The 18,629-nt window shown below is 65.7% G+C and carries 16 protein-coding genes, 1 rRNA gene and 1 pseudogene; 12 read left to right on the top strand and 6 right to left on the bottom strand.

What is annotated here, in order from left to right; translation table 11 throughout:
* Positions 1 to 92 precede the first annotated feature (92 nt).
* Positions 93 to 1,019: a LysR family transcriptional regulator gene (locus tag LE190_RS20550; RefSeq protein ID WP_225240457.1), complete on the top strand. Its 927-nt coding sequence runs from the start codon at positions 93 to 95 to the stop codon at positions 1,017 to 1,019.
* On the opposite strand, the gene amt is transcribed toward LE190_RS20550, so the two are convergent.
* The 3 genes from amt to LE190_RS20535 are packed head-to-tail and all read right to left on the bottom strand — an operon-like array spanning position 985 to position 3,496.
* On the bottom strand, positions 985 to 2,385 hold the full coding sequence (gene amt, locus LE190_RS20545; protein ID WP_225240456.1) for an ammonium transporter: 1,401 nt from the start codon (positions 2,383 to 2,385) through the stop codon (positions 985 to 987). The two genes, LE190_RS20550 and amt, sit on opposite strands and share 35 nt — an antisense overlap.
* A gap of 10 nt (positions 2,386 to 2,395) precedes the next feature.
* A complete protein-coding gene (gene glnK / locus LE190_RS20540) occupies positions 2,396 to 2,734 on the bottom strand; it encodes a P-II family nitrogen regulator (RefSeq protein WP_225240455.1) in 339 nt (112 codons plus the stop codon).
* 21 nt (positions 2,735 to 2,755) lie between these two features.
* Positions 2,756 to 3,496 (bottom strand): TorF family putative porin, encoded by a 741-nt coding sequence (locus tag LE190_RS20535; protein WP_225240454.1) that lies wholly within the window; start codon positions 3,494 to 3,496, stop codon positions 2,756 to 2,758.
* A gap of 261 nt (positions 3,497 to 3,757) precedes the next feature.
* Here LE190_RS20535 and LE190_RS20530 point away from each other — a divergent pair.
* The 3 genes and pseudogenes from LE190_RS20530 to LE190_RS20520 all read left to right on the top strand — a co-directional run.
* Positions 3,758 to 3,991: pseudogene (locus LE190_RS20530) on the top strand (accessory factor UbiK family protein); the annotation flags it as partial.
* Positions 3,992 to 4,114: 123 nt separating this feature from the next.
* On the top strand, positions 4,115 to 6,598 hold the full coding sequence (locus LE190_RS20525) for an adenosylcobalamin-dependent ribonucleoside-diphosphate reductase (RefSeq protein WP_225240452.1): 2,484 nt from the start codon (positions 4,115 to 4,117) through the stop codon (positions 6,596 to 6,598).
* A 37-nt stretch (positions 6,599 to 6,635) separates the two neighbouring features.
* Positions 6,636 to 7,016 (top strand): SirB2 family protein, encoded by a 381-nt coding sequence (locus LE190_RS20520; RefSeq protein ID WP_225240451.1) that lies wholly within the window; start codon positions 6,636 to 6,638, stop codon positions 7,014 to 7,016.
* A 34-nt stretch (positions 7,017 to 7,050) separates the two neighbouring features.
* On the opposite strand, the gene LE190_RS20515 is transcribed toward LE190_RS20520, so the two are convergent.
* On the bottom strand, positions 7,051 to 10,632 hold the full coding sequence (locus tag LE190_RS20515; protein ID WP_225240450.1) for a M1 family aminopeptidase: 3,582 nt from the start codon (positions 10,630 to 10,632) through the stop codon (positions 7,051 to 7,053).
* Positions 10,633 to 10,641: 9 nt separating this feature from the next.
* Positions 10,642 to 11,574: an ABC transporter ATP-binding protein gene (locus LE190_RS20510; RefSeq protein ID WP_225240449.1), complete on the bottom strand. Its 933-nt coding sequence runs from the start codon at positions 11,572 to 11,574 to the stop codon at positions 10,642 to 10,644.
* Positions 11,575 to 11,762: 188 nt separating this feature from the next.
* On the opposite strand from LE190_RS20510, the gene LE190_RS20505 reads away from it, so the two are divergent.
* From LE190_RS20505 to LE190_RS20470, 8 genes are all read left to right on the top strand, one after another.
* Positions 11,763 to 12,365, top strand: a complete 603-nt coding sequence (locus tag LE190_RS20505; RefSeq protein ID WP_225240448.1) for an adenine phosphoribosyltransferase — start codon at positions 11,763 to 11,765, stop codon at positions 12,363 to 12,365.
* Between the two features lie 117 nt (positions 12,366 to 12,482).
* Positions 12,483 to 13,016: a GNAT family N-acetyltransferase gene (locus tag LE190_RS20500; protein WP_225240447.1), complete on the top strand. Its 534-nt coding sequence runs from the start codon at positions 12,483 to 12,485 to the stop codon at positions 13,014 to 13,016.
* Positions 13,017 to 13,109: 93 nt separating this feature from the next.
* Complete coding sequence (locus LE190_RS22050; protein ID WP_225240446.1) at positions 13,110 to 13,424, top strand: antibiotic biosynthesis monooxygenase family protein; 315 nt, start codon at positions 13,110 to 13,112, stop codon at positions 13,422 to 13,424.
* Positions 13,425 to 13,580: 156 nt separating this feature from the next.
* Positions 13,581 to 15,113, top strand: a complete 1,533-nt coding sequence (locus LE190_RS20490) for a YifB family Mg chelatase-like AAA ATPase (protein WP_225240445.1) — start codon at positions 13,581 to 13,583, stop codon at positions 15,111 to 15,113.
* A gap of 65 nt (positions 15,114 to 15,178) precedes the next feature.
* Positions 15,179 to 15,676 (top strand): hypothetical protein, encoded by a 498-nt coding sequence (locus LE190_RS20485; RefSeq protein ID WP_225240444.1) that lies wholly within the window; start codon positions 15,179 to 15,181, stop codon positions 15,674 to 15,676.
* Positions 15,673 to 16,410: an ABC transporter ATP-binding protein gene (locus tag LE190_RS20480; RefSeq protein ID WP_225240443.1), complete on the top strand. Its 738-nt coding sequence runs from the start codon at positions 15,673 to 15,675 to the stop codon at positions 16,408 to 16,410. Before LE190_RS20485 ends, LE190_RS20480 begins: the two co-directional genes overlap by 4 nt.
* Positions 16,407 to 17,966, top strand: a complete 1,560-nt coding sequence (locus LE190_RS20475) for a hypothetical protein (protein WP_225240442.1) — start codon at positions 16,407 to 16,409, stop codon at positions 17,964 to 17,966. The genes LE190_RS20480 and LE190_RS20475 overlap by 4 nt, the downstream gene beginning before the upstream one ends.
* A 72-nt stretch (positions 17,967 to 18,038) precedes the next feature.
* Positions 18,039 to 18,380 carry a DUF1840 domain-containing protein gene (locus LE190_RS20470; protein ID WP_225240441.1) on the top strand — a complete coding sequence of 114 codons (342 nt, stop codon included), beginning with the start codon at positions 18,039 to 18,041 and terminating at the stop codon, positions 18,378 to 18,380.
* Between the two features lie 130 nt (positions 18,381 to 18,510).
* Here LE190_RS20470 and rrf read toward each other — a convergent pair.
* Positions 18,511 to 18,623 (bottom strand): 5S ribosomal RNA (gene rrf, locus LE190_RS20465).
* Between the last annotated feature and the right edge of the window lie 6 nt (positions 18,624 to 18,629).

The following is an 18,629-nucleotide window of genomic DNA, read 5'->3' as shown; positions in this document are numbered from 1 at the left end:
TGGCAGGAATAGGAACGAAAGTCCTGCATCCTAGCCGCCTGCAACAATAAAGAAAAATCGATTATTCTGATGAGAAAAATAGGGAAAACTCTATGAATGCCACCTTCCGTCAATTGCGCCTGTTCCTTGCCTTTGCCGAGCACCTGAGCGTAACGGCAGCGGCGCGCGCCTGCCATGTGACCCAGCCGACCGCCTCGATGCAGTTGCGCGAACTGGCCGAGGGCGTGGGCCTGCCCTTGTACGAACAAGTCGGCAAGCGCCTGTACCTGACGGCGGCGGGCGAGGCGCTGGCGCACACGGCGCGCGCCATGATGGACGAGTGGTCGGCGTTCGAACAGCAGGTGGACGGCATCCGGGGCATGACCCGCGGCCGGCTGCGGCTGTCGGTGGTCAGTACCGCGAAGTACTTCGTGCCGCGTTTGCTCGGCAGCTTCTGCGCCGCCTTCCCGGACATCGACATCGCGCTCGAAGTGCTCAACCGCGATGGCGTGCTGAGGCGCTTGCGCGACAACCTCGACGACCTCTACATCATGTCGATGCCGCCCGAGGACCTGGAACTCGAGCGCCATGCCTTCCTGGGCAATCCGCTCGACGTGGTGGCCTCGGCCGCGCACCCGCTGGTCGGGCGCGAGCGCATCGCCCTGGCCGAACTGGCGCCGCTGCGCTTCATCCTGCGCGAAAAAGGGTCCGGCACCCGGCTCGCCTGCGACAACCATTTCAAGGCGCTCGGCTTCCGGCCCGATGTGCGGATGGAGCTGGGCAGCAACGAAGCGATCAAGCAGGCGGTGGCGGCCAGCCTGGGCCTCGGTGTCATCTCACGCCATGCACTGGGCGAGCACCCGGAAGACGAGCACTTGGCCGTGCTCCCGGTCGCAGGGTTCCCGGTGCAGTCGAACTGGTGGACCCTGTACCGGAAAGGGAAGAAACTGTCGCCGGTCGCAACGGCCTTCCTGCAGCATCTCGAGCGTACCGGCGAACGGGCTGTCACAAGTGATACGCCGACTCCCCGTGGCTGGTGATGTCCAGCCCCTCGCGCTCCTGGTCCGCCGGCACGCGCAGGCCCACCAGCACATCCACCAGCTTGAAGGCGGCGAAGGCGACCACTGCCGACCACACGATGGTGATGCCCACCGCTTCGGCCTGCACCAGTAATTGTCCCGCGATCGAATAGTCCGGCGAAGCCTTGTTGGCGACGTAGTCCCACACGCCCTGCCCGCCCAGGGAGGGTGCGGCGAACACGCCGGTCAGCAGCGCGCCCAGGATGCCGCCCACGCCGTGCACGCCGAACACGTCGAGCGAGTCGTCGGCGCCCAGCAGGCGCTTCAGGCCGGTCACGCCCCACAGGCACACTACGCCCGCCAGCAGCCCCATCACCAGCGCACCCATCGGGCCGACAAAGCCTGCGCCCGGGGTGATCGCCACCAGGCCCGAGACCGCGCCCGACACCGCGCCCAGCAGCGAGGGCTGGCGCTTGAAAGCCCACTCGCCGAACATCCAGGCCACGGCCGCGGCCGCGGTGGCCAGCAGGGTGTTGATGAAGGCCAGCGCGGCCACGTCGCCCGCTTCCAGCGCCGAGCCGGCATTAAAGCCGAACCAGCCCACCCACAGCAGCGAGGCGCCGATCATGGTCATGGTCAGCGAGTGCGGGGCCATCGCCTCGCGGCCCAGGCCGATGCGCTTGCCGATCACATAGGCGCCGACCAGGCCGGCCACCGCCGCGTTGATGTGGACCACGGTGCCGCCCGCGAAGTCGAGGGCGCCGTGCTGCCACAGGAAGCCCGCGTTCCCGGTGACGGTGGCCAGCGTGGCGGCGTCCGAAATGGCATCCGGACCGGCCCAGAACCAGACCATGTGGGCCACCGGCAGGTAACCGAAGGTGAACCACAGCACCATGAACAGCAGTACCGCGCCGAAGCGCACGCGCTCGGCGAAAGCACCCACGATCAGGCCGCAGGTGATGGCGGCGAAAGTCCCCTGGAAGGCAACAAAGATGAACTCGGGGATCATGGTCTCCTTGCTGAAGGTGGCGGCCTGGCTGAAGCTGCCGGTGCTGGCGTCGAAGATGCCGCTCAGGAAGGCACGGTCGAAGCCGCCGATGAAGGCGTTGTTCTCGGTGAAGGCCAGCGAGTAGCCGTACAGGCACCACAGCACGATGATCAGGCAGAACACCATGAACACCTGCATCAGCACCGACAGCATGTTCTTGGCGCGCACCAGGCCGCCGTAGAACAGGGCCAGGCCGGGAATCGACATCATGATGACCAGCAGCGTGGCCACGAACATCCAGGCGGTGTCGCCCTTGTTGATGGTGGGCGCGGCCAGGGCCGGCAGCGCCAGGCCGGCGGCGGCCAGGCCGCCCAGGATCTTGCCAATGGTGAGCTTCATCGCATTCCCCTTACAGTGCGTCGTTGCCGGTCTCGCCGGTACGGATACGGATGACCTGGTTGAGGTCGGCCACGAAGATCTTGCCGTCGCCGATCTTGCCGGTGCGGGCCGCGCCCGAGATAGCGTCGATGACCTGGTCGACCACGGCATCGTCCACCGCGGCCTCGATCTTGATCTTCGGAAGAAAATCGACCACGTACTCGGCGCCTCGGTAGAGTTCGGTGTGGCCCTTCTGGCGGCCAAAGCCTTTTACTTCGGTCACGGTCATGCCCTGCACACTGATCTCGGACAGCGCTTCGCGCACCTCGTCGAGCTTGAAGGGTTTGATGATGGCGGTAATCATTTTCATGTCTTGCCTCTTTATTTGCTTCTAGAAAATCTTCGACAGGCTCAGGACCGCGCCCGACTTGCCGAGGTTCTTGCCCTGCGGACTCAGGTAGGCCTCGGTATTCGCCTTGACCCAGGCCAGCGAGAGGGTCGCCCCGCCGATCTCCTTGCTCAGGCCGACCTTGTAATCGGCATACGAGTAGGCGCTGTTGTGGGCGACCCTTTGGTGCCCGGCATGCAGGTTCAGCACGAAGCCGTTGCCGACATCGAGGTCGGCGCCGACGTCCACATAGCCGCTGCCCTTGCTGTCGGCGGTGCCGAACAGGTTGGTGGTCGCATGCGAGTACTTGACGTAGGCCGGCCCGAAGCCCAGGCGCGCATACAGCTCGAAGGTGTTGGCGCGCGGCTGCAGGCCGTTCGACGGATACCAGTAGTACAGGCCGCCGATGTCGTAGGTGGCGGACTCGCCCAGGCTGCCGCGCTTGCCTGCGTACAGGTCCCATTCGATGTTGCCGTCGCCGCCGAGATCCTTGGTCCATTTGATGGTGGACAGCCAGGTGCCCACGTACAGGCCGGTCGGGCCGTGCACGTAGTCGGCGCCGCCCTGCAGCGCCGGGTCGAACCGGGTTTGCGACAGGCCGCGGTAACGGTAGTCGCTGGTGATGGCGGCGTTGTAGCTGACTGCGTGCTCCGGTGCGCCTGCCGGTGCGGACTCCTGTGCGAACGCTGGCGCTCCCGACAGGGCCAGCACGGCCCAGATTGCTGCACTTGTGTTGCACTTCATGACATTCCCCTTATATTCAACAGCCCTGCCGTGACGGGGGGCGTTGCGGTTTACAATCCTGTTTGCTACACGCCTGACAACTCTTTAGCAGGATGCGTGCCAGCCGAAAAACCGCAATGCGGCGCTTGTTTTCTCAGCCATCCGCCCCATTTGCGATTCGAACAACCCGGGCAACCCCTGCGCCGGCCATCCGGCAACGAACGGCGCACCAAAGCGGAAGCCGACGCACCATGGCGGTGCATCGTTTCGCAAAACTAGGAAATGGATATGAATACTTTCTTCAACGACTTGCAGGGCAAGATCAACCAGGCGCTGGAGAGTTCGCCGGCCAAGGACATCGAGCGCAACGTCAAGGCCATCATGACCCAGGGCTTCTCGAAGCTCGATCTCGTCACCCGCGAAGAGTTCGACATCCAGGCCCAGGTGCTGGCCAAGACCCGCGCCAAGCTGGAAGCGCTGGAACTGCGCGTGGTGGAGCTGGAAGCGCGCCTGTCCGGCCAGCCTGGCGGATCGGGCACCGCCACTCCTGCGGCCTCGGCTGCGGCGTCCGGCCCGCTGGACGGCGCCACCGACCCGGCCGCGCCGCACATCATCATCGACAAGTCTTGACTGCCTGACATGCAGGCAAGCGACCTGGCCCACGGGCTGCTCGCACCGCAGGAAGTCTCGCTCGACGTCCTGCGCGAAAAATACGCCAGGGGCGATGAGAGCGGCATCGGCGATGTGCGCCGGCGCGTGGCGCGCGCCCTCGCTGCAGTCGCCTATCCTGACGAAGCGGACGAACCCGACGCCCGGCGCGCGGAACTGGAAGCACGCTTCCTCTGGGCGCAGGAACAAGGCTTCGTTCCGGCCGGACGCATCAACTCGGCAGCCGGCCTGGACTCGCAAGCTACCCTCATCAACTGCTTCGTCCAGCCGGTAGGCGACTCCATCTCCGGCAGCGAGGACGGCCTGCCCGGCATCTACACCGCCCTGGCCGAAGCGGCCGAGACCATGCGCCGGGGCGGCGGTGTCGGCTACGACTTCAGTGCCATCCGCCCGCTGGGCAGCAAGGTCCACGGCACCCGCTCGCGCGCGTCAGGCCCGGTCTCGTACATGGAAGTGTTCGACGCCTCGTGCCGCACGGTGGAATCGGCCGGCGCCCGGCGCGGCGCCCAGATGGGCGTGCTGCGCATCGACCACCCGGACATCGAGCGCTTCATCGCCGCCAAGGACGCAGGAGGCCTGACCAACTTCAACATCTCGGTCGGGGTCACCGACGCCTTCATGCACGCGGTCGAAGCCGATGAGATGTTCGCGCTGGTGCATCGTGCCGAACCGGGCGAGGAAGACATGGCCACGGCGCGCCGCCTGGACGATGGCCGCTGGGTTTACCGCGACGTGCGCGCGCGCGCACTCTGGGACCGCATCATCGCCTCCACCTACGACCACGCCGAACCGGGCGTGCTGTTCGTGGACCGGATGAACGCCGAGAACAACCTGTGGTACGCCGAGCGCCTGCGCGCCACCAACCCCTGCGGCGAGCAGCCCCTGCCCGACTACGGCTGCTGCGACCTCGGTTCGCTCAACCTCACCGCCTTCGTGCGCGACCCGTTCGGCGCCGATCCGCAGTTCGACTTCGAACGCTTCTGCGAAGTGGCGGCGGTGGCGGTGGAAATGCTCGACCTGGTGCTGGACGCCACCGAATGGCCGCTGCCGCAGCAGGCGCTCGAGGCGCGCGCCAAGCGCCGTATCGGACTTGGCTTCCTGGGCCTGGGCAGCGCCCTGGCGATGCTGGGCCTGCGCTACGATTCCGACGCCGGCCGCGCGATGGCGGCGCGCATCGCCGAGACGCTGCGCGACGCCGCCTACGCCACCTCGGTCGCGCTGGCGCGCGAGTACGGCGCTTTCCCGCTGTTCGATGCCGAGCGTTACCTGGAAGGCCGCTTCACGGCGCGCCTGCCGGACTGGCTGCGCGAGGCGATCCGCCGCTACGGCATCCGCAACTCGCACCTGCTGTCGATCGCGCCCACCGGCACCATCTCGCTGGCCTTCGCCGACAATGCCTCCAACGGCATCGAGCCGCCCTATGCCTGGAGCTACCAGCGCCGCAAGCGCACGGCCGACGGCGGCTGGCGCAGCTACGCCGTCGAGGACCACGCCTGGCGCCTGTACCGCCAGCTCGGACACGACAGCGCCGTGCTGCCACCCGCTTTCGTCACCGCGCTCGAGATGCGCGCGCTCGACCACCTGCGCATGGTGCAGGCGGTGCAGCCCTATATCGACACGGCGATCTCGAAGACCGTCAACGTGCCCGAGGACTATCCCTACGAGGACTTCCGCGCCCTGTATACCCAGGCCTGGCAGGCCGGCCTGAAGGGACTGTCCACCTACCGTCCCAACACGGTGCTGGGCAGCGTGTTGTCCACCGGCGAACCGCAGCCGGCGGCGGACCTGCCCGACGAGGACCCGCTGCGCAAGCGCTTCGACCGCCGGCCGCTGGGCGAACTGGAATCGGTGACTTCGAAGATCGAGTACTCGACCCAGGAAGGGCGCAAGACGGCCTACATTACCGTGAGCTTCATCCGTACCGAGGGCGTGCATGAGGGCCGTCCGGTGACGATCGAGCGGCCTTTCGAGTTCTTCATGCCATCCAGCCAGCGCACCGGCGGACAGCAGTGGATCACCGCGTCGATGCGCCTGCTGTCGATGGTGGCGCGCGCCGGTGGCCCGATTGCGCGGGCGCTGGCCGACATGCGCGACGTGGTGTGGGAAAAAGGCCCGGTACGCTGCGGCACGCTCACCCGCGAGGACGGCACCCAGGTGCCGGTCTACCACGACTCGGAAGTGGCGGCGATCGCTTTCATGCTGCAGCGCGTGCTGATCCGGCGCGGCTTCCTCGACGCCTGGGGCAACCAGGTAGGGGTGCCGGAACTGGCGCGCCGCCTGGCCGAACGCAGCCACGGCACGGCGCCGGACGCCGGGCCGCAGGCGCCCACCAGCGCCGGCGCCCTGCCCACCGCCAGCGGAGCGAAGTGTCCCGAATGCGGCGCCCGCGCGCTGCGCAAGGTGGACGGCTGCACCCGCTGCGACGAATGCCACTATGTCGGGGAGTGCAGCTGAGGCATACTGAGCGGGTCTTCCACTACCCTGCCCCGTCATGTCCTACATCGCTCTCAAGCACCTGCACATGAACCTTGCCGCGCTGAGCGGCCTGCTGTTCCTGGTCCGCGGCATCTGGATGCTGTCCGACTCCAGCCGCCTGCAGGCGCGCTGGGTGAAGATCGCCCCCCACCTGGTCGACACGCTACTGCTGGCCAGCGCCATCGGCCTGGCGGTCTGGAGCCGGCAGTATCCGGGGCAGTTTCCCTGGCTGACGGCCAAGGTGGCGGCGCTGCTGGCCTACATTGTCCTCGGCAGCATCGCGCTCAAGCGCGGCCGCACGCGCGGCGTGCGCGGCGCCGCGTTCGCCGCAGCGCTGGCCTGCTTCGCCTACATCGTGGCGGTGGCGCTGACCAAGAATCCGCTGGTGCTGTTCTAGGCCGGGAAGCCTTGCGCTTCCCGGCCCATCCCCATCACTCGATGGTGATGTTCTTGCGGTTGTCGCGCGAGACGCGGTCGATCATCTTGTTGTAGGGATCGACGCCCACTTCGAAAGGCTTGTCCTTGACCGTGATGGTCAGGACCGGCTTGTCGCCGGTGAGCACGCGCTTCTCGAGGAACAGCACGCGCTCGTCCTTCTCCTTGGCGCCGTCGGCGCGCGCGAAGATGCCGATTTCCACCGGCTCGTCGTAGATGCGGGCCGACTCCTTGCCATGGCCATCGGCCTCCATCTTGGCCAGGTGCAGCTTCATCGTCACGTCCCACTGGCCGTCGCTGCGCTTGCTGGCCTTCGCCTCGGTCACGCGGTTATCGTAGAAGACGATCTTCTCGAACAGGTCGGCGATCAGGGCGTGCTTGTCGGCCGGCGCCTCGGCGCGGATGTAGTCGAGCAGCTCGCTGGAGGTCGTGAATGGCGACTCCTGGTAGCCCTTGTCCTGCAGGAAGCGTTTCAGGGCGCGGTTGAGCGGCGCCTCGCCGATCTCGTCGCGCAGGCGGTAGAACACCAGGCTGCCCTTGCGGTAGTGGATATAGTCCTGGTTCTCCACGCGGACCAGCGGCAGCTCCTCGATCCGTTCGCTGCCGCGCGAGCGCAGGTAGCGGTCAAGCTCGTAGCGCAGGAAGCGGCGCATCTGGTGGCGGCCGTATTCCTTTTCCATCACCATCAGCGCCGAGTACTGCGACAGCGATTCGATCAGCATGCTTGCGCCCTGCACGTTGGCGGCGGTCACCTGGTGGCCCCACCACTGGTGCGCCATTTCGTGCGCCGTTACGTAGAACACGTAATCGATGGCTTCCTTGTCGCGCAGGTCGGCGATGAAGCCGATCGATTCCGAGAACGGGATCGTGTTGGCGAAGGACTGGGCGAAGGACTGGTAGTTCGGGAACTCCAGGATCCGCACCTGCTTGTGCTGGTAGGGCGTGAAGTTGGCGCTGAAATAGTCGAGCGCCTTCTGGGTGCCCGCGATCATCCGGTCCACGTTGTAGGCGTGCTTCGGATCGTGGTAGACCTCGATCGGGATGCCGCGCCACGCGCCTTTCTTCACCTGCCAGTCGGCCGACAGGTAGGCGAAGAACGGCATCATCTTCTGGTCCATCTTGTACTGGAAGTAGTTGCGGCCGTTTTCCTTCCACGACTTCTGCAGGTAGCCCGGCGCCAGCGCGACCTGGTCGCCGCTGGTCGAGACCGTGGTCTCGAAGCTGATCCAGTCCGCTTCCGGCCCGAACATCGAGTGCTGGCGCGCGGCCGTGTCTTCCAGCCTGGCCATGCGCTGCGGCTCGCCCAGGCCGCGCTTGCGGCGCTCGTTGCGGTCCTGCAGTTCGAAGCCCGGCTGGTAGCCCAGCTGCGGGAAGAACTCGCGGTTGTTGAAGAAGGTGCCGTTCAGGTTGATCGTGTCGGCCCGGCCCCCGTTCGAAAAGCCCGGACGGCGCACGTCGACCACGAATTCCAGCGGCAGGCGCGCGCCTGGCGCCATCGGCTGCGCCAGCTTCAGGACGCTGAAGCCAGACTCCTTGTCCGCCACGACGACCTGGTGCGCGGGTAGTCCCTTCCAGGTGGTCTGGACATCGGCGTTGACCTGCAGCGGCAGCATGTCGAGCGGCTTGCCGGTCTTGTTCTCCAGCACGTAGCTGCCGCGGATCAGCAGCCGGCGCTCTTCCGGATAGATGTCCACCGCGGCGCGCACGTCGGTGACCTTCGCATGCGGCATGTCCTTGTACTTGCGGTAGGCCTTCTCGTACTGCGCCTGCTTGTCCATGGCGACGTTGCCCGGCTCGTAGCCGGCCAGCGTGTTCGTGTTGTGGAAGATCCAGGCGCCGGTGGCGGCGAAGGCGATGCCGCACACAGCCAGCGCCACACCCGGCGCGCCCTTCAGGCGCCGACCCGCTTCGCGTACCCGTTCACGCCAGGCGAAGGACAGGCCGCGCACCCAGAAGGCCTGGGCCACGATCAGCGCGCCCAGCATGAACAGGCTCCAGTAGGCCACGAACCAGCCCCACCCTTGCAGGAAGTGGCCGAAGCCGTTCATGTCGGAGTACGGCGTGCGCGGCAGGCCGGCGATGTTGTACAGGTTGTGGTCGAAGTGCAGGATGCCGGCAACGATCTGCGACACCATGAACAGGATCATCAGCAGGTAGCCGATGAACTTGTTGTTGGTGACGACCTGCAGTACCACGGCGAACAGTCCCATCAGGATGAAGGGAGCGGCGCTGACCAGCATGCTGGAGAGATAGACCATCGGCTCGGGCGCCGCGCCACCCTTGACCAGCTGGATGACGATCGCCGCCAGTACGCCGGTGAACAGGAAGGCCACGATCACGCCCACCAGGGCCAGGCTCTTGGCCACCAAAGGCGCCCAGTTCGGCATCGGCATGGCGTCGGTGACGTCGGCGATGCGGGCCTGGCGTTCCTTGAAGATCAGTTCACCGGCATAGAAGGTGACGATGATGAGCAGCATGAAGGTGAAGCTGCCATTGAGCAGTTCGACCATCAGGTGGGTGCGCGGATAGACCGTGGTACCGAAGATCTCGCCCATCTGCACCGAGCTGCCGACCAGGTTCAGCACGCTGAACAGCAGCATCACGAGGAAGGGCACGCTCTTGAACACGGCGGTGGCGTCGAAGGCGAGGATATGCCAGCACTGGATCCAGCGGGTGGAGGCCGGGAAGCGCGGCTCGATGCGCGGCAGCTTGAGCTGGGCCGGCGCGGCCGCGGCCGCGACCGGCGCCTTGGCCTTGCCGAACAGGCGCTTGCCGGTACCGGCGCGCTGCGGCTTGAACAGGACCAGCGTCAGGCCGAACAGCACCAGCGCGACGGCCGACCACAGCAGGCGGTTGGCCAGCAGGTAGCCCTGGACGTCCGGCAGGCCGGCGTTCGATTCGGCGGCGGAGAAGTAGCGCGTGGCGCGTCCCAGCGCACGCATGCCGAAGGGATCGGACAGCACGGCGATCCACTCGTTGTCGATGTCCGAGGTGAAGGTGCCGGCCACGATCCACAGGATGAAGAAGGCCAGCACGCCGACATACACCAACATGATCGAGCGGGTGGTCGCGGCCAGCAGCATCAGCAGCGCGCCGATCAGCAGCAGGTTCGGCAGCACCAGCACGGCCATCCCCCAGGCATAGGCGGCGCCCGCGAACGGACCGACGCGCTGGGCGTCGACCCAGGGCATCAGGGGCCCCAGCATCAAGCCGACGATGACGGCGCCGAAGATCACCAGGCAGGCCAGCAGGCCGGCCGCGAAGCGCCCGACCAGGTAGTCGCGCTTCTTCATCGGGGTGGCGAACAGCATGTCGGAGATGCCGACTTCGCTATCGCGCAGCACGGTACCGGCGATGAAGATGGTTACCACGAACATCGACATCAGGCTGAACACGCCGAGCATCTGGGCGACCACTACTGGCGCGTTGCGGTTGACGTTGCCGATGCTGCCCCCGACCTGCACCGCGTCGGTGGTGGAAGCGCCAAAGGCCAGCGCGCCGAAGATCAGCGCGCACACCCAGAGCAATGGCTGGCGCAGCTGCGTCGCCAGTTCGAACTTGAAGAATTCCCTCAACATGTCCGCTCCTTACGCTGCGACCGTGGACGCTGCGGCGCTGGCGGCGGAGGCCGCGGCCGGCGCTGCCGTGGCGCGGCCGGCATTGCGCACCTGCAGGAAGTAGACGTCTTCCAGGTCCGGCTCGACGCTGACGAAGCCGCCGTCGGGCTGGGACTCGGCATACACGTTGATCTGCGGCCGGCCCGCCACCAGGCGGGTGGACAGCACATTGAAGCGCGCCTGGTAGTCCGCCAGCTCGTCCTGGCCGACCGTGCGGCGCCAGACGCGGTTCTTCAGCGTGTCGATCGCGGCCTGTGGCTCGCCCTGCAGCAGCACGGTGCCGCGCGCGATCATCGCCATGCGCGGGCACAGGTCGGTCACGTCCTCGACGATGTGGGTCGACAGGATCACCACCACCTGCTCGCCGATCTTGGCCAGCAGGTTCAGGAAGCGGTTGCGCTCGTCCGGATCGAGGCCGGCGGTAGGTTCGTCGACGATCACCAGGCGCGGCGCGCCGAGCAGGGCCTGGGCGATGCCGAAGCGCTGGCGCATGCCGCCCGAATAGGTACCGAGCGCGCGCTTGCGCGCTTCCCAGAGGTTGGTTTGCTGCAGCAGGGCCTCCACGGCTTCCTTGCGCTCGCCCTTGCCGGTCAGGCCCTTCAGGATGGCGAAGTGGTTCAGCAGACGCTCCGCGCTCACCTTCGGGTACACGCCGAAATCCTGCGGCAGGTAGCCGAGCTGGCGCCGCAGCGCCTCCTTGTCGCGCAGGACGTCGAGGCCATGGAAATGGATGCTGCCGCTATCGGGATCCTGCAGCGTGGCGATGGTGCGCATCAGCGAGGACTTGCCGGCGCCATTCGGGCCCAGCAGGCCGAACATCCCGTTCGGGATCTCGAGGCTGACATCGTTAATGGCCTTCACGCCATTCGCGTAGGTCTTGTTGAGCTGCTTGATCGATAGCATCTACTGTTCTCCATATTCTATTGAATGATTCGCTGCCTGGTCACTGCATGAGCGAATGCAGGCAAATATTGCGTGCAGATAATGTACCGATAACCCAGGGTAATGCCAGATTTTTTGCGACCAGAAGCGGGAATTCGGGAATGAACGACGTTTTTTTGCCAAACTTGCAGGAAGCACGGGGTTGATATGTGGCGAACAGTCACCGGAGAGCAGCCTGCGCCCGAACCAGCGATAATTGGTTCATTCACCATTCGCTGGCCCGCAAGGCATACACGCACATGAACGATTTCAACAGCGTTCCTCTGGAATTTTTCCAGGACTACCCGGAACCGGGCGTCAATTTCATCGACGTTGGCTGCATCTTCGACCACCCTGAACACTGGCGCCTTGCGATTGAGACCCTGCACGCAAGGACCGATAACCTGCACTTCGACTTCATCCTGGCCATGGACGCGCGCGGCTTCATGATTGCCGGCGCGCTTGCACTGGAACACAAAGTCGGCTTCGCCATGGCGCGCAAGGCCGGTAAATTACCCGGCGAATCGATCAGCATCGATTACCAGCGCGAATACGGCAGCGCGACCATCGAGATCCAGCCGGAGCGCATCAAAGGCCAGCGCGTGCTGATCGTCGACGACGTGCTGGCCACCGGCGGCACCATCGAAGCGGCGGCCGCCCTCCTGCGGCAGATCGGAAAGGAAGTGGTCGGCGCGGCGGCCCTGTTCGATATTGTTTTCTTCAGGGACAAGCGCGCGTTGAGCATGCCTGTCGTGACCCTGCGCGACATCTGAAGTTGGCCTGGTCGACGGGATGTTATCTGGAACATGCGGTGACGCTATAAGCGGCCGGTTCTGCCAGGAGCGCACATTGAAACGCGTGGACCGACATCATCGATAAGTGGAGGCACAATGAATATAGTATTGCGGGAATACACCCCTTCAGACCGCGACAGTGTCAATGCGGTCGCGCTGGCGGCATTTGCTCAGTACGAGCATGAGTACGACGACTGGACAAGCTTTCGCGACGGAATTGGGTGTATGGCGGACCTTGCAGGTGACGCCGACTTGATCATTGCCGAGCGCGAAACGATCGTGGGGGCGGTAGTGCATGTCGGTCCAGGCAGACTCCGGAATCGAATTTTTCCCGACGATTGGTCGATTATTCGCATGCTCGTGGTCGCTCCCCAACATCGCGGTCAAGGGATAGGCAAACAACTGGTTGCCGCCTCCCTTGCGCGTGCACACGATATTGGCGCCCCAGTGGTTGGACTCCATACGAGCCCAATCATGGCGAACGCGCTATCTTTGTACCTCGCTCTTGGCTTCAAGCGCGACTGTGACCTGCCTCCCATTAAAGGGGTTCCGTATTCGCGTTACGTTTTACCTGGCACTGCCATTCCGGCGGCTCTGGACCTGTTACATAACGCTGAAAGACATCGCTGACGGCCTGTTCCGCGGCGACAGTCGGTGAATTTTTCCCCTGGGCAGGCTATATGGACTCGAACGGCGAGATTGGCGACAACCCGACAGGATGCGATGCACGCGATTTACTTTAGATGGAAAGTAGCCTCTGGTCATGAGCGAGACTTCGAGCGCGCCTGGCTCGAACTCACCGAACTTGTCCGCGATGAACGAGGCGGTCTCGGGTCGCGTTTGCATCGGTGTACCGACGGCCATTATTTCGCGTATGCCCAATGGCCATCCAAACTCCTCTGGGCCACACAACCCGAACCTACTGCACGCATGGCCGAACTACGAAACCAGATGCGTGAATTCGCTGAACTTGTAGATGGCCCACTTCAGGGTGACGTCGTTGCCGACCTCCTGATAGCGGCGACTCCCGACGAGTAACCGGCCATTGAATACGCGCTTGTCCTCAAGACTGGAGAACCGTAGGAGTACCTGGCACACGAACGCGAACTGAAAGAGCACATGCTTGGGTGCGCTCAACGAGCCTGCCGCCAGGCGATGCGACCATCCTGCGAGTCCCACCTCGTCAGGATGCCCATGAGTCTCGCCGTGTTACGAAGCCGCGCCCTCGCCGGCATGGACGCGCCAGCGGTCAATGTCGAAGTCCACCTCGCCAATGGCCTGCCAGGCTTCACCATCGTCGGCCTGCCCGATGCGGAAGTGCGTGAAGCCAAGGACCGCGTGCGCGCGGCGTTGCAGAACTCCGGCTTCACGATTCCCCCGCGCCGCATCACCGTCAACCTGGCGCCGGCCGACCTGCCGAAAGAGTCCGGCCGCTTCGACCTGGCGATCGCGCTCGGCATCCTGGCCGCCTCGCAGCAGATCCGCACCGATACCCTGGCGCGCTACGAATTCGCGGGTGAACTGTCGCTGTCGGGCGAGCTGCGACCGGTGCGCGGCGCGCTGGCGATGAGCTTTGCGATGCGGCGCCAGCAGGCCGGCAATGACGGCGAAGGGGGCCCTCGCGCCTTTATCCTGCCGCACCAGAATGCCGACGAAGCGGCGCTGGTGAGCGATGCTGCGGTCTATCCGGCGCGCACCCTGCTCGAAGTCTGCGCCCACTTCGCGCAGGGCGCCGGGCAGCCGCGCCTGGCGCGTCATGCCGCCCTGCCCGGCGCCGCGGCGCCCGAGTATCCGGACTTCGCCGAGGTAAAGGGCCAGCATACGGCCAAGCGCGCACTCGAGGTGGCGGCGGCCGGCAACCATTCGGTGCTGCTGATCGGTCCTCCGGGCGCGGGCAAGAGCATGCTGGCGGCGCGCTTTCCCGGCCTGCTGCCCCCGATGAGCGACGAGGAGGCACTGGAAGCGGCGGCGGTGCAGTCGATCGCCGGCAGTTTTTCGCCGCAACGCTGGCGCCAGCGCCCGTTTCGCAATCCACACCACACGAGTTCCGGGGTGGCCCTGGTCGGCGGCGGTAACCTGCCGCGTCCCGGCGAAGTCTCGCTGGCCCACCATGGCGTGCTGTTCCTCGACGAGCTGCCCGAGTTCGACCGCCGTGTGCTCGAAGTGCTGCGCGAGCCGCTGGAGTCCGGCCACATCACCATCTCGCGCGCGGCGCACCAGGCGGACTTTCCGGCACGCTTCCAGCTGGTGGCGGCGATGAATCCCTGTCCATGTGGCTGGCTCGGACACCCCTCCGGCAAATGCCGCTGCACGCCCGAGGCGGCGCAGCGCTACCAGGACCGCGTCTCCGGCCCGCTGCTCGACCGTATCGACATCCAGCTGGCGGTGGCCGCCATGCCCGCCGAGCGCATCGGCGCCGCGGCAGACGGCGAGCCGAGCGCGGCGATTGCCGCACGCGTCGTCGCCGCCCATGCGCTGCAGCTGGCGCGCCAGGGCAAGCCGAACCAGCGCCTGGGACCGCGCGAGATCGAGCGCCACTGCCGTCCGGACGCAGCCGGCGAACGCCTGCTGCGCACCGCCATGGAGCAGCTGCACTGGTCGGCGCGCGCCTACCACCGCGTACTGAAAGTGGCGCGCACGGTGGCCGACCTGGCCGGCGCGCAAGAGGTGGCCGCCACGCATATCGCCGAAGCGATCCAGTACAGGCGCGCGCTGCGCGAGCAGTGAACGCTGGCCGGTGCCCGCATCTGCCGGGGGCTGCCATTCGAAGCGCCTCCTGTTACCATCGTTACATGCACATCAAACAATTCATGTTAACCGGTGCGGTGGCGGTCCTGCTCGCCGGCTGCTCGCCCACCTACAACTGGCGCGACTACATCAGCCCCGACGGCAGCTTCAAGGCCCTGTTCCCGGCCAAGCCCGCAACGCACACCCGAACGGTCGACCTGGGCGGCATCCGCGTCGAGATGACGATGACGGCGGCAGAGGTGGAAGGCACGACCTTCGCGATCGGCACGGCAGTGGCGCCTGATGCGGCGCTGGCCCATGCCACCTTGCCGGCGATGCGCCAGGCGCTGTTGCGCAACATTGGCGCCGTTGACAAGGCCATGCCCGAGACCGCCGCGCTCACCATCGATGCGCTTGGCAAGGGCCAGGGAGGGCCGGTGCGGCTGGTCGGACGCTTCCTGGCCAGGGACACGCGCATGTACCAGGTCATCGTGGTGGGCAAGCCGGATGCCATGCCGCCGGAACAGACCGCGCAGTTCCTGTCGTCGTTCGCGCCGCAATGAGCGATCTCGGCATTCCTGCGCTGCGCACCGCTGGCCTGTCCAAGTCCTTCGGGCGGCCAGCCGTCGACGGCCTCGACCTGGTGGTACGCCGTGGCGAGCTGTATGCCCTGCTGGGGCCGAACGGCGCCGGCAAGACCACCACGCTGCGGATGGTGACCGGCCTCGTGACGCCGGACACCGGACGCATTGACGTGCTCGGGATCGACCTGGCGCGTGCACCGCAGGACGCCAAGCGCAAGATGGCCTATCTGCCCGACGACCCTATGCTGTATGGGAAGCTCAAACCGACCGAATACCTTGCGTTCGTGGCCGGCCTGTGGGGCGTTGGCGCGCGCGAGGCCGAACCGCGCGCGCGCGAACTGCTGGACTGGCTCGACCTGACGCCGCACGCGCATGAACTCACCGAAGGCTTTTCGCGGGGGATGAAGCAGAAGCTGGCCCTGGCCGGCGCCCTGATCCACGAACCGCAACTCCTGATCCTCGACGAGCCGCTGACCGGGCTCGATGCGGCCGCGGCGCGCCAGGTCAAGGATTTGCTGCTGTCGCACGTGGCCAAGGGCGGCACGGTGATCCTCACCACGCACATTCTGGAAGTGGCCGAGCGCCTGGCCCAGCGCATCGGCATTATCCGCGCCGGACGGCTGATCGCGGAAGGCACGCTAGCGGAACTGCGCGAACGCACGAGCGGGGCCAGCCTGGAAGACGTGTTCCTGCAGCTGACCGCGCAGCCATGAGGGTCCGCCCCGGCAGCGTCGGCTGGCTGTGGTGGCACGAGCTGCGCCTGCTGTGGTTCGCCATGGGCTCCGGCAAGCCGGGCAAGGCCAGGCGCCGTCCCGGCCTGGCCGGACTCGCGACGATTGCCGTGGCCTGGCTGGCGCTGCACGGTGTCGCCTATGTCGCGCTCAGGCGGCTCGACGGGCTGGGGGGCGCCGTCGAGGGCGATCCGCGGGTGCTGGTGGCAGTGAGCGCGCTGCTGTTCGGCTGCATGAGCTTCATGCTTTCCAGCGCGCTCAAGTCCTGCGTGCTGGTGCTGTTCGAGCGCGGCGACCTCGACCTGCTGCTGTCCTCTCCCCTGTCCTCGCACAGCATCTTTGCGGTACGCCTCGGCACCGTGGCGGTAGGAACGGCAGCGCTCTACTTGTTCTTCCTGACGCCGTTCGCCCATGCAGGTGCGCTGCTGGGCCATGCGGGATGGCTGGCGGTCTATCCCGTCATGCTCGGCATGGGCACGGTCGTGGCCTGCGCCGCCATGCTGATGACGCTGGGCCTGGTGCGGCTCATCGGGGCACGCCGCACCCGCATCGTGGCCCAGGTGATCGGTGCATTTGCCGGTGCCTCGATCTTCCTCCTGTCGCAGTTGTTCGCGCATTTTTCCTCGTCGATGGAAACGCGCGCGATGCAGGCTTTCACGCAAGCCTTTGGCGCGAACGGCGTGCTCGGGTCGGGCAGTCCGCTATGGCTGCCAGGGCGCGCTCTGCTGGGCGAGCCGCTCCCGGTACTCGGCACGACCCTGCTGGCCGCGGCTGCCTTTGTTTTCACGGCGAGGTGTACCCACCGCTTCTTCGTCCACGGGCTGCAGCAGGCGGCATCGAGCGGCCGGGCTGCGCGCAAGCCTGCCGGCGGATTGCGTTTCCAGTTCGGACACAGCCTGTTTACGAGCGTGCTGATCAAGGAATGGCGCTTGATCGTGCGCGACCCGCACCTGATTTCGCAGGTTGCGCTGCAGCTGGTTTACCTGCTGCCGCTGTTCTTCATCATCTTCCGGCGCGGCGACTTCCAGATGCCGGCCATCGCCGCGGGACTCACCCTGCTGTGCAGTTCCATCACGGCTTCGCTGGCCTGGATCGTGGTGTCGGCGGAAGACGCACCCGACCTGCTACGCCTGGCGCCAGCGCCCGCCTCCACGGTACGCCTGGCCAAGCTGGCGTCGGCGGTCCTGCCCTCGCTGGCGATCGTCGCGCTGCCTCTGGTTTGGCTGGTGCAGCGAGCTCCCGGCGCGGGGCTGCTGGTGGCGTTCACCATCATCGGCGCCGTCTGCAGCGCCGCCCTGATCGTGCACTGGTGCGGACGCCCCGGCTTGCGCAGCGATTATCTGGCACGCGGGAAGAGTGATTTCCTGACCTCGATCCTGGAAATGTTCAACAGCCTGTCCTGGGGTGCGCTGGCATGGAGCCTGGCTTCGCTGACGGGGGAACGGTCAGACAGGTTCGTCGTCGCCGTTTCTTTTTCCGCCCTCGCTCCGCTGGTCACACTGGTGTTTTCGTGGTGCCTGCGGCGTCCACAGGCCTGAGTGCGTGCGCGGGATGACCGCTATTCGAAGTCGTGTTATCGTTTAGTCACTAACAGATCAATGGGCACAGCTATGCTGATTAAATTTAAATCAAAGTCCTATCCTGAGGTGCTGATGTACCAGGAGCATGCGAAGCGCATCCTGGACTTGCTGCACAAGGATATGGAACGCGGTGTCATTACTGCGGAAGAAGCGGCCCGCGCAGTGGCGCTTCTCGAAGGCGAGATCGAGGAAAGCCGCAAGCACCAGGTGTCGGAACAGGTCGAACGCGACGTGCACGCCCATCATGGTGAAACCGAAGACAACGAGCATGAGCCGATCGAGGTCGTCAGCTTCTCGACGCGCGCGTATCCACTGCTGGAAATGCTGCGCGCTGCGCGTGATAACCATACCGATGTGCTTTGGGGGGTGTAAAGCAGGGATATGGTAGCGACGGAGCATCGGCCTGGGCCGCTCCCGCCCCGTTGCAAGTCAGGTGAAGAAAGGCAAGTGCAACGCAAAAAGCCCGCTCAGTATCAACTGAGCGGGCTTTGCTTTATAACTAGCCTGACGATAACCTACTTTCACACTGGTTGCAGCACTATCATCGGCGCAAAGTCGTTTCACGGTCCTGTTCGGGATGGGAAGGGGTGGGACCGACTTGCTATGGTCATCAGGCTTTGA

The sequence above is a fragment of the Massilia hydrophila genome, from assembly GCF_020208145.1.
GTDB lineage: Bacteria > Pseudomonadota > Gammaproteobacteria > Burkholderiales > Burkholderiaceae_D > Telluria > Telluria hydrophila.
The sequence above is the reverse complement of the archived record's forward strand: the minus strand, read 5'-3'. Positions and strand labels throughout refer to the sequence as shown.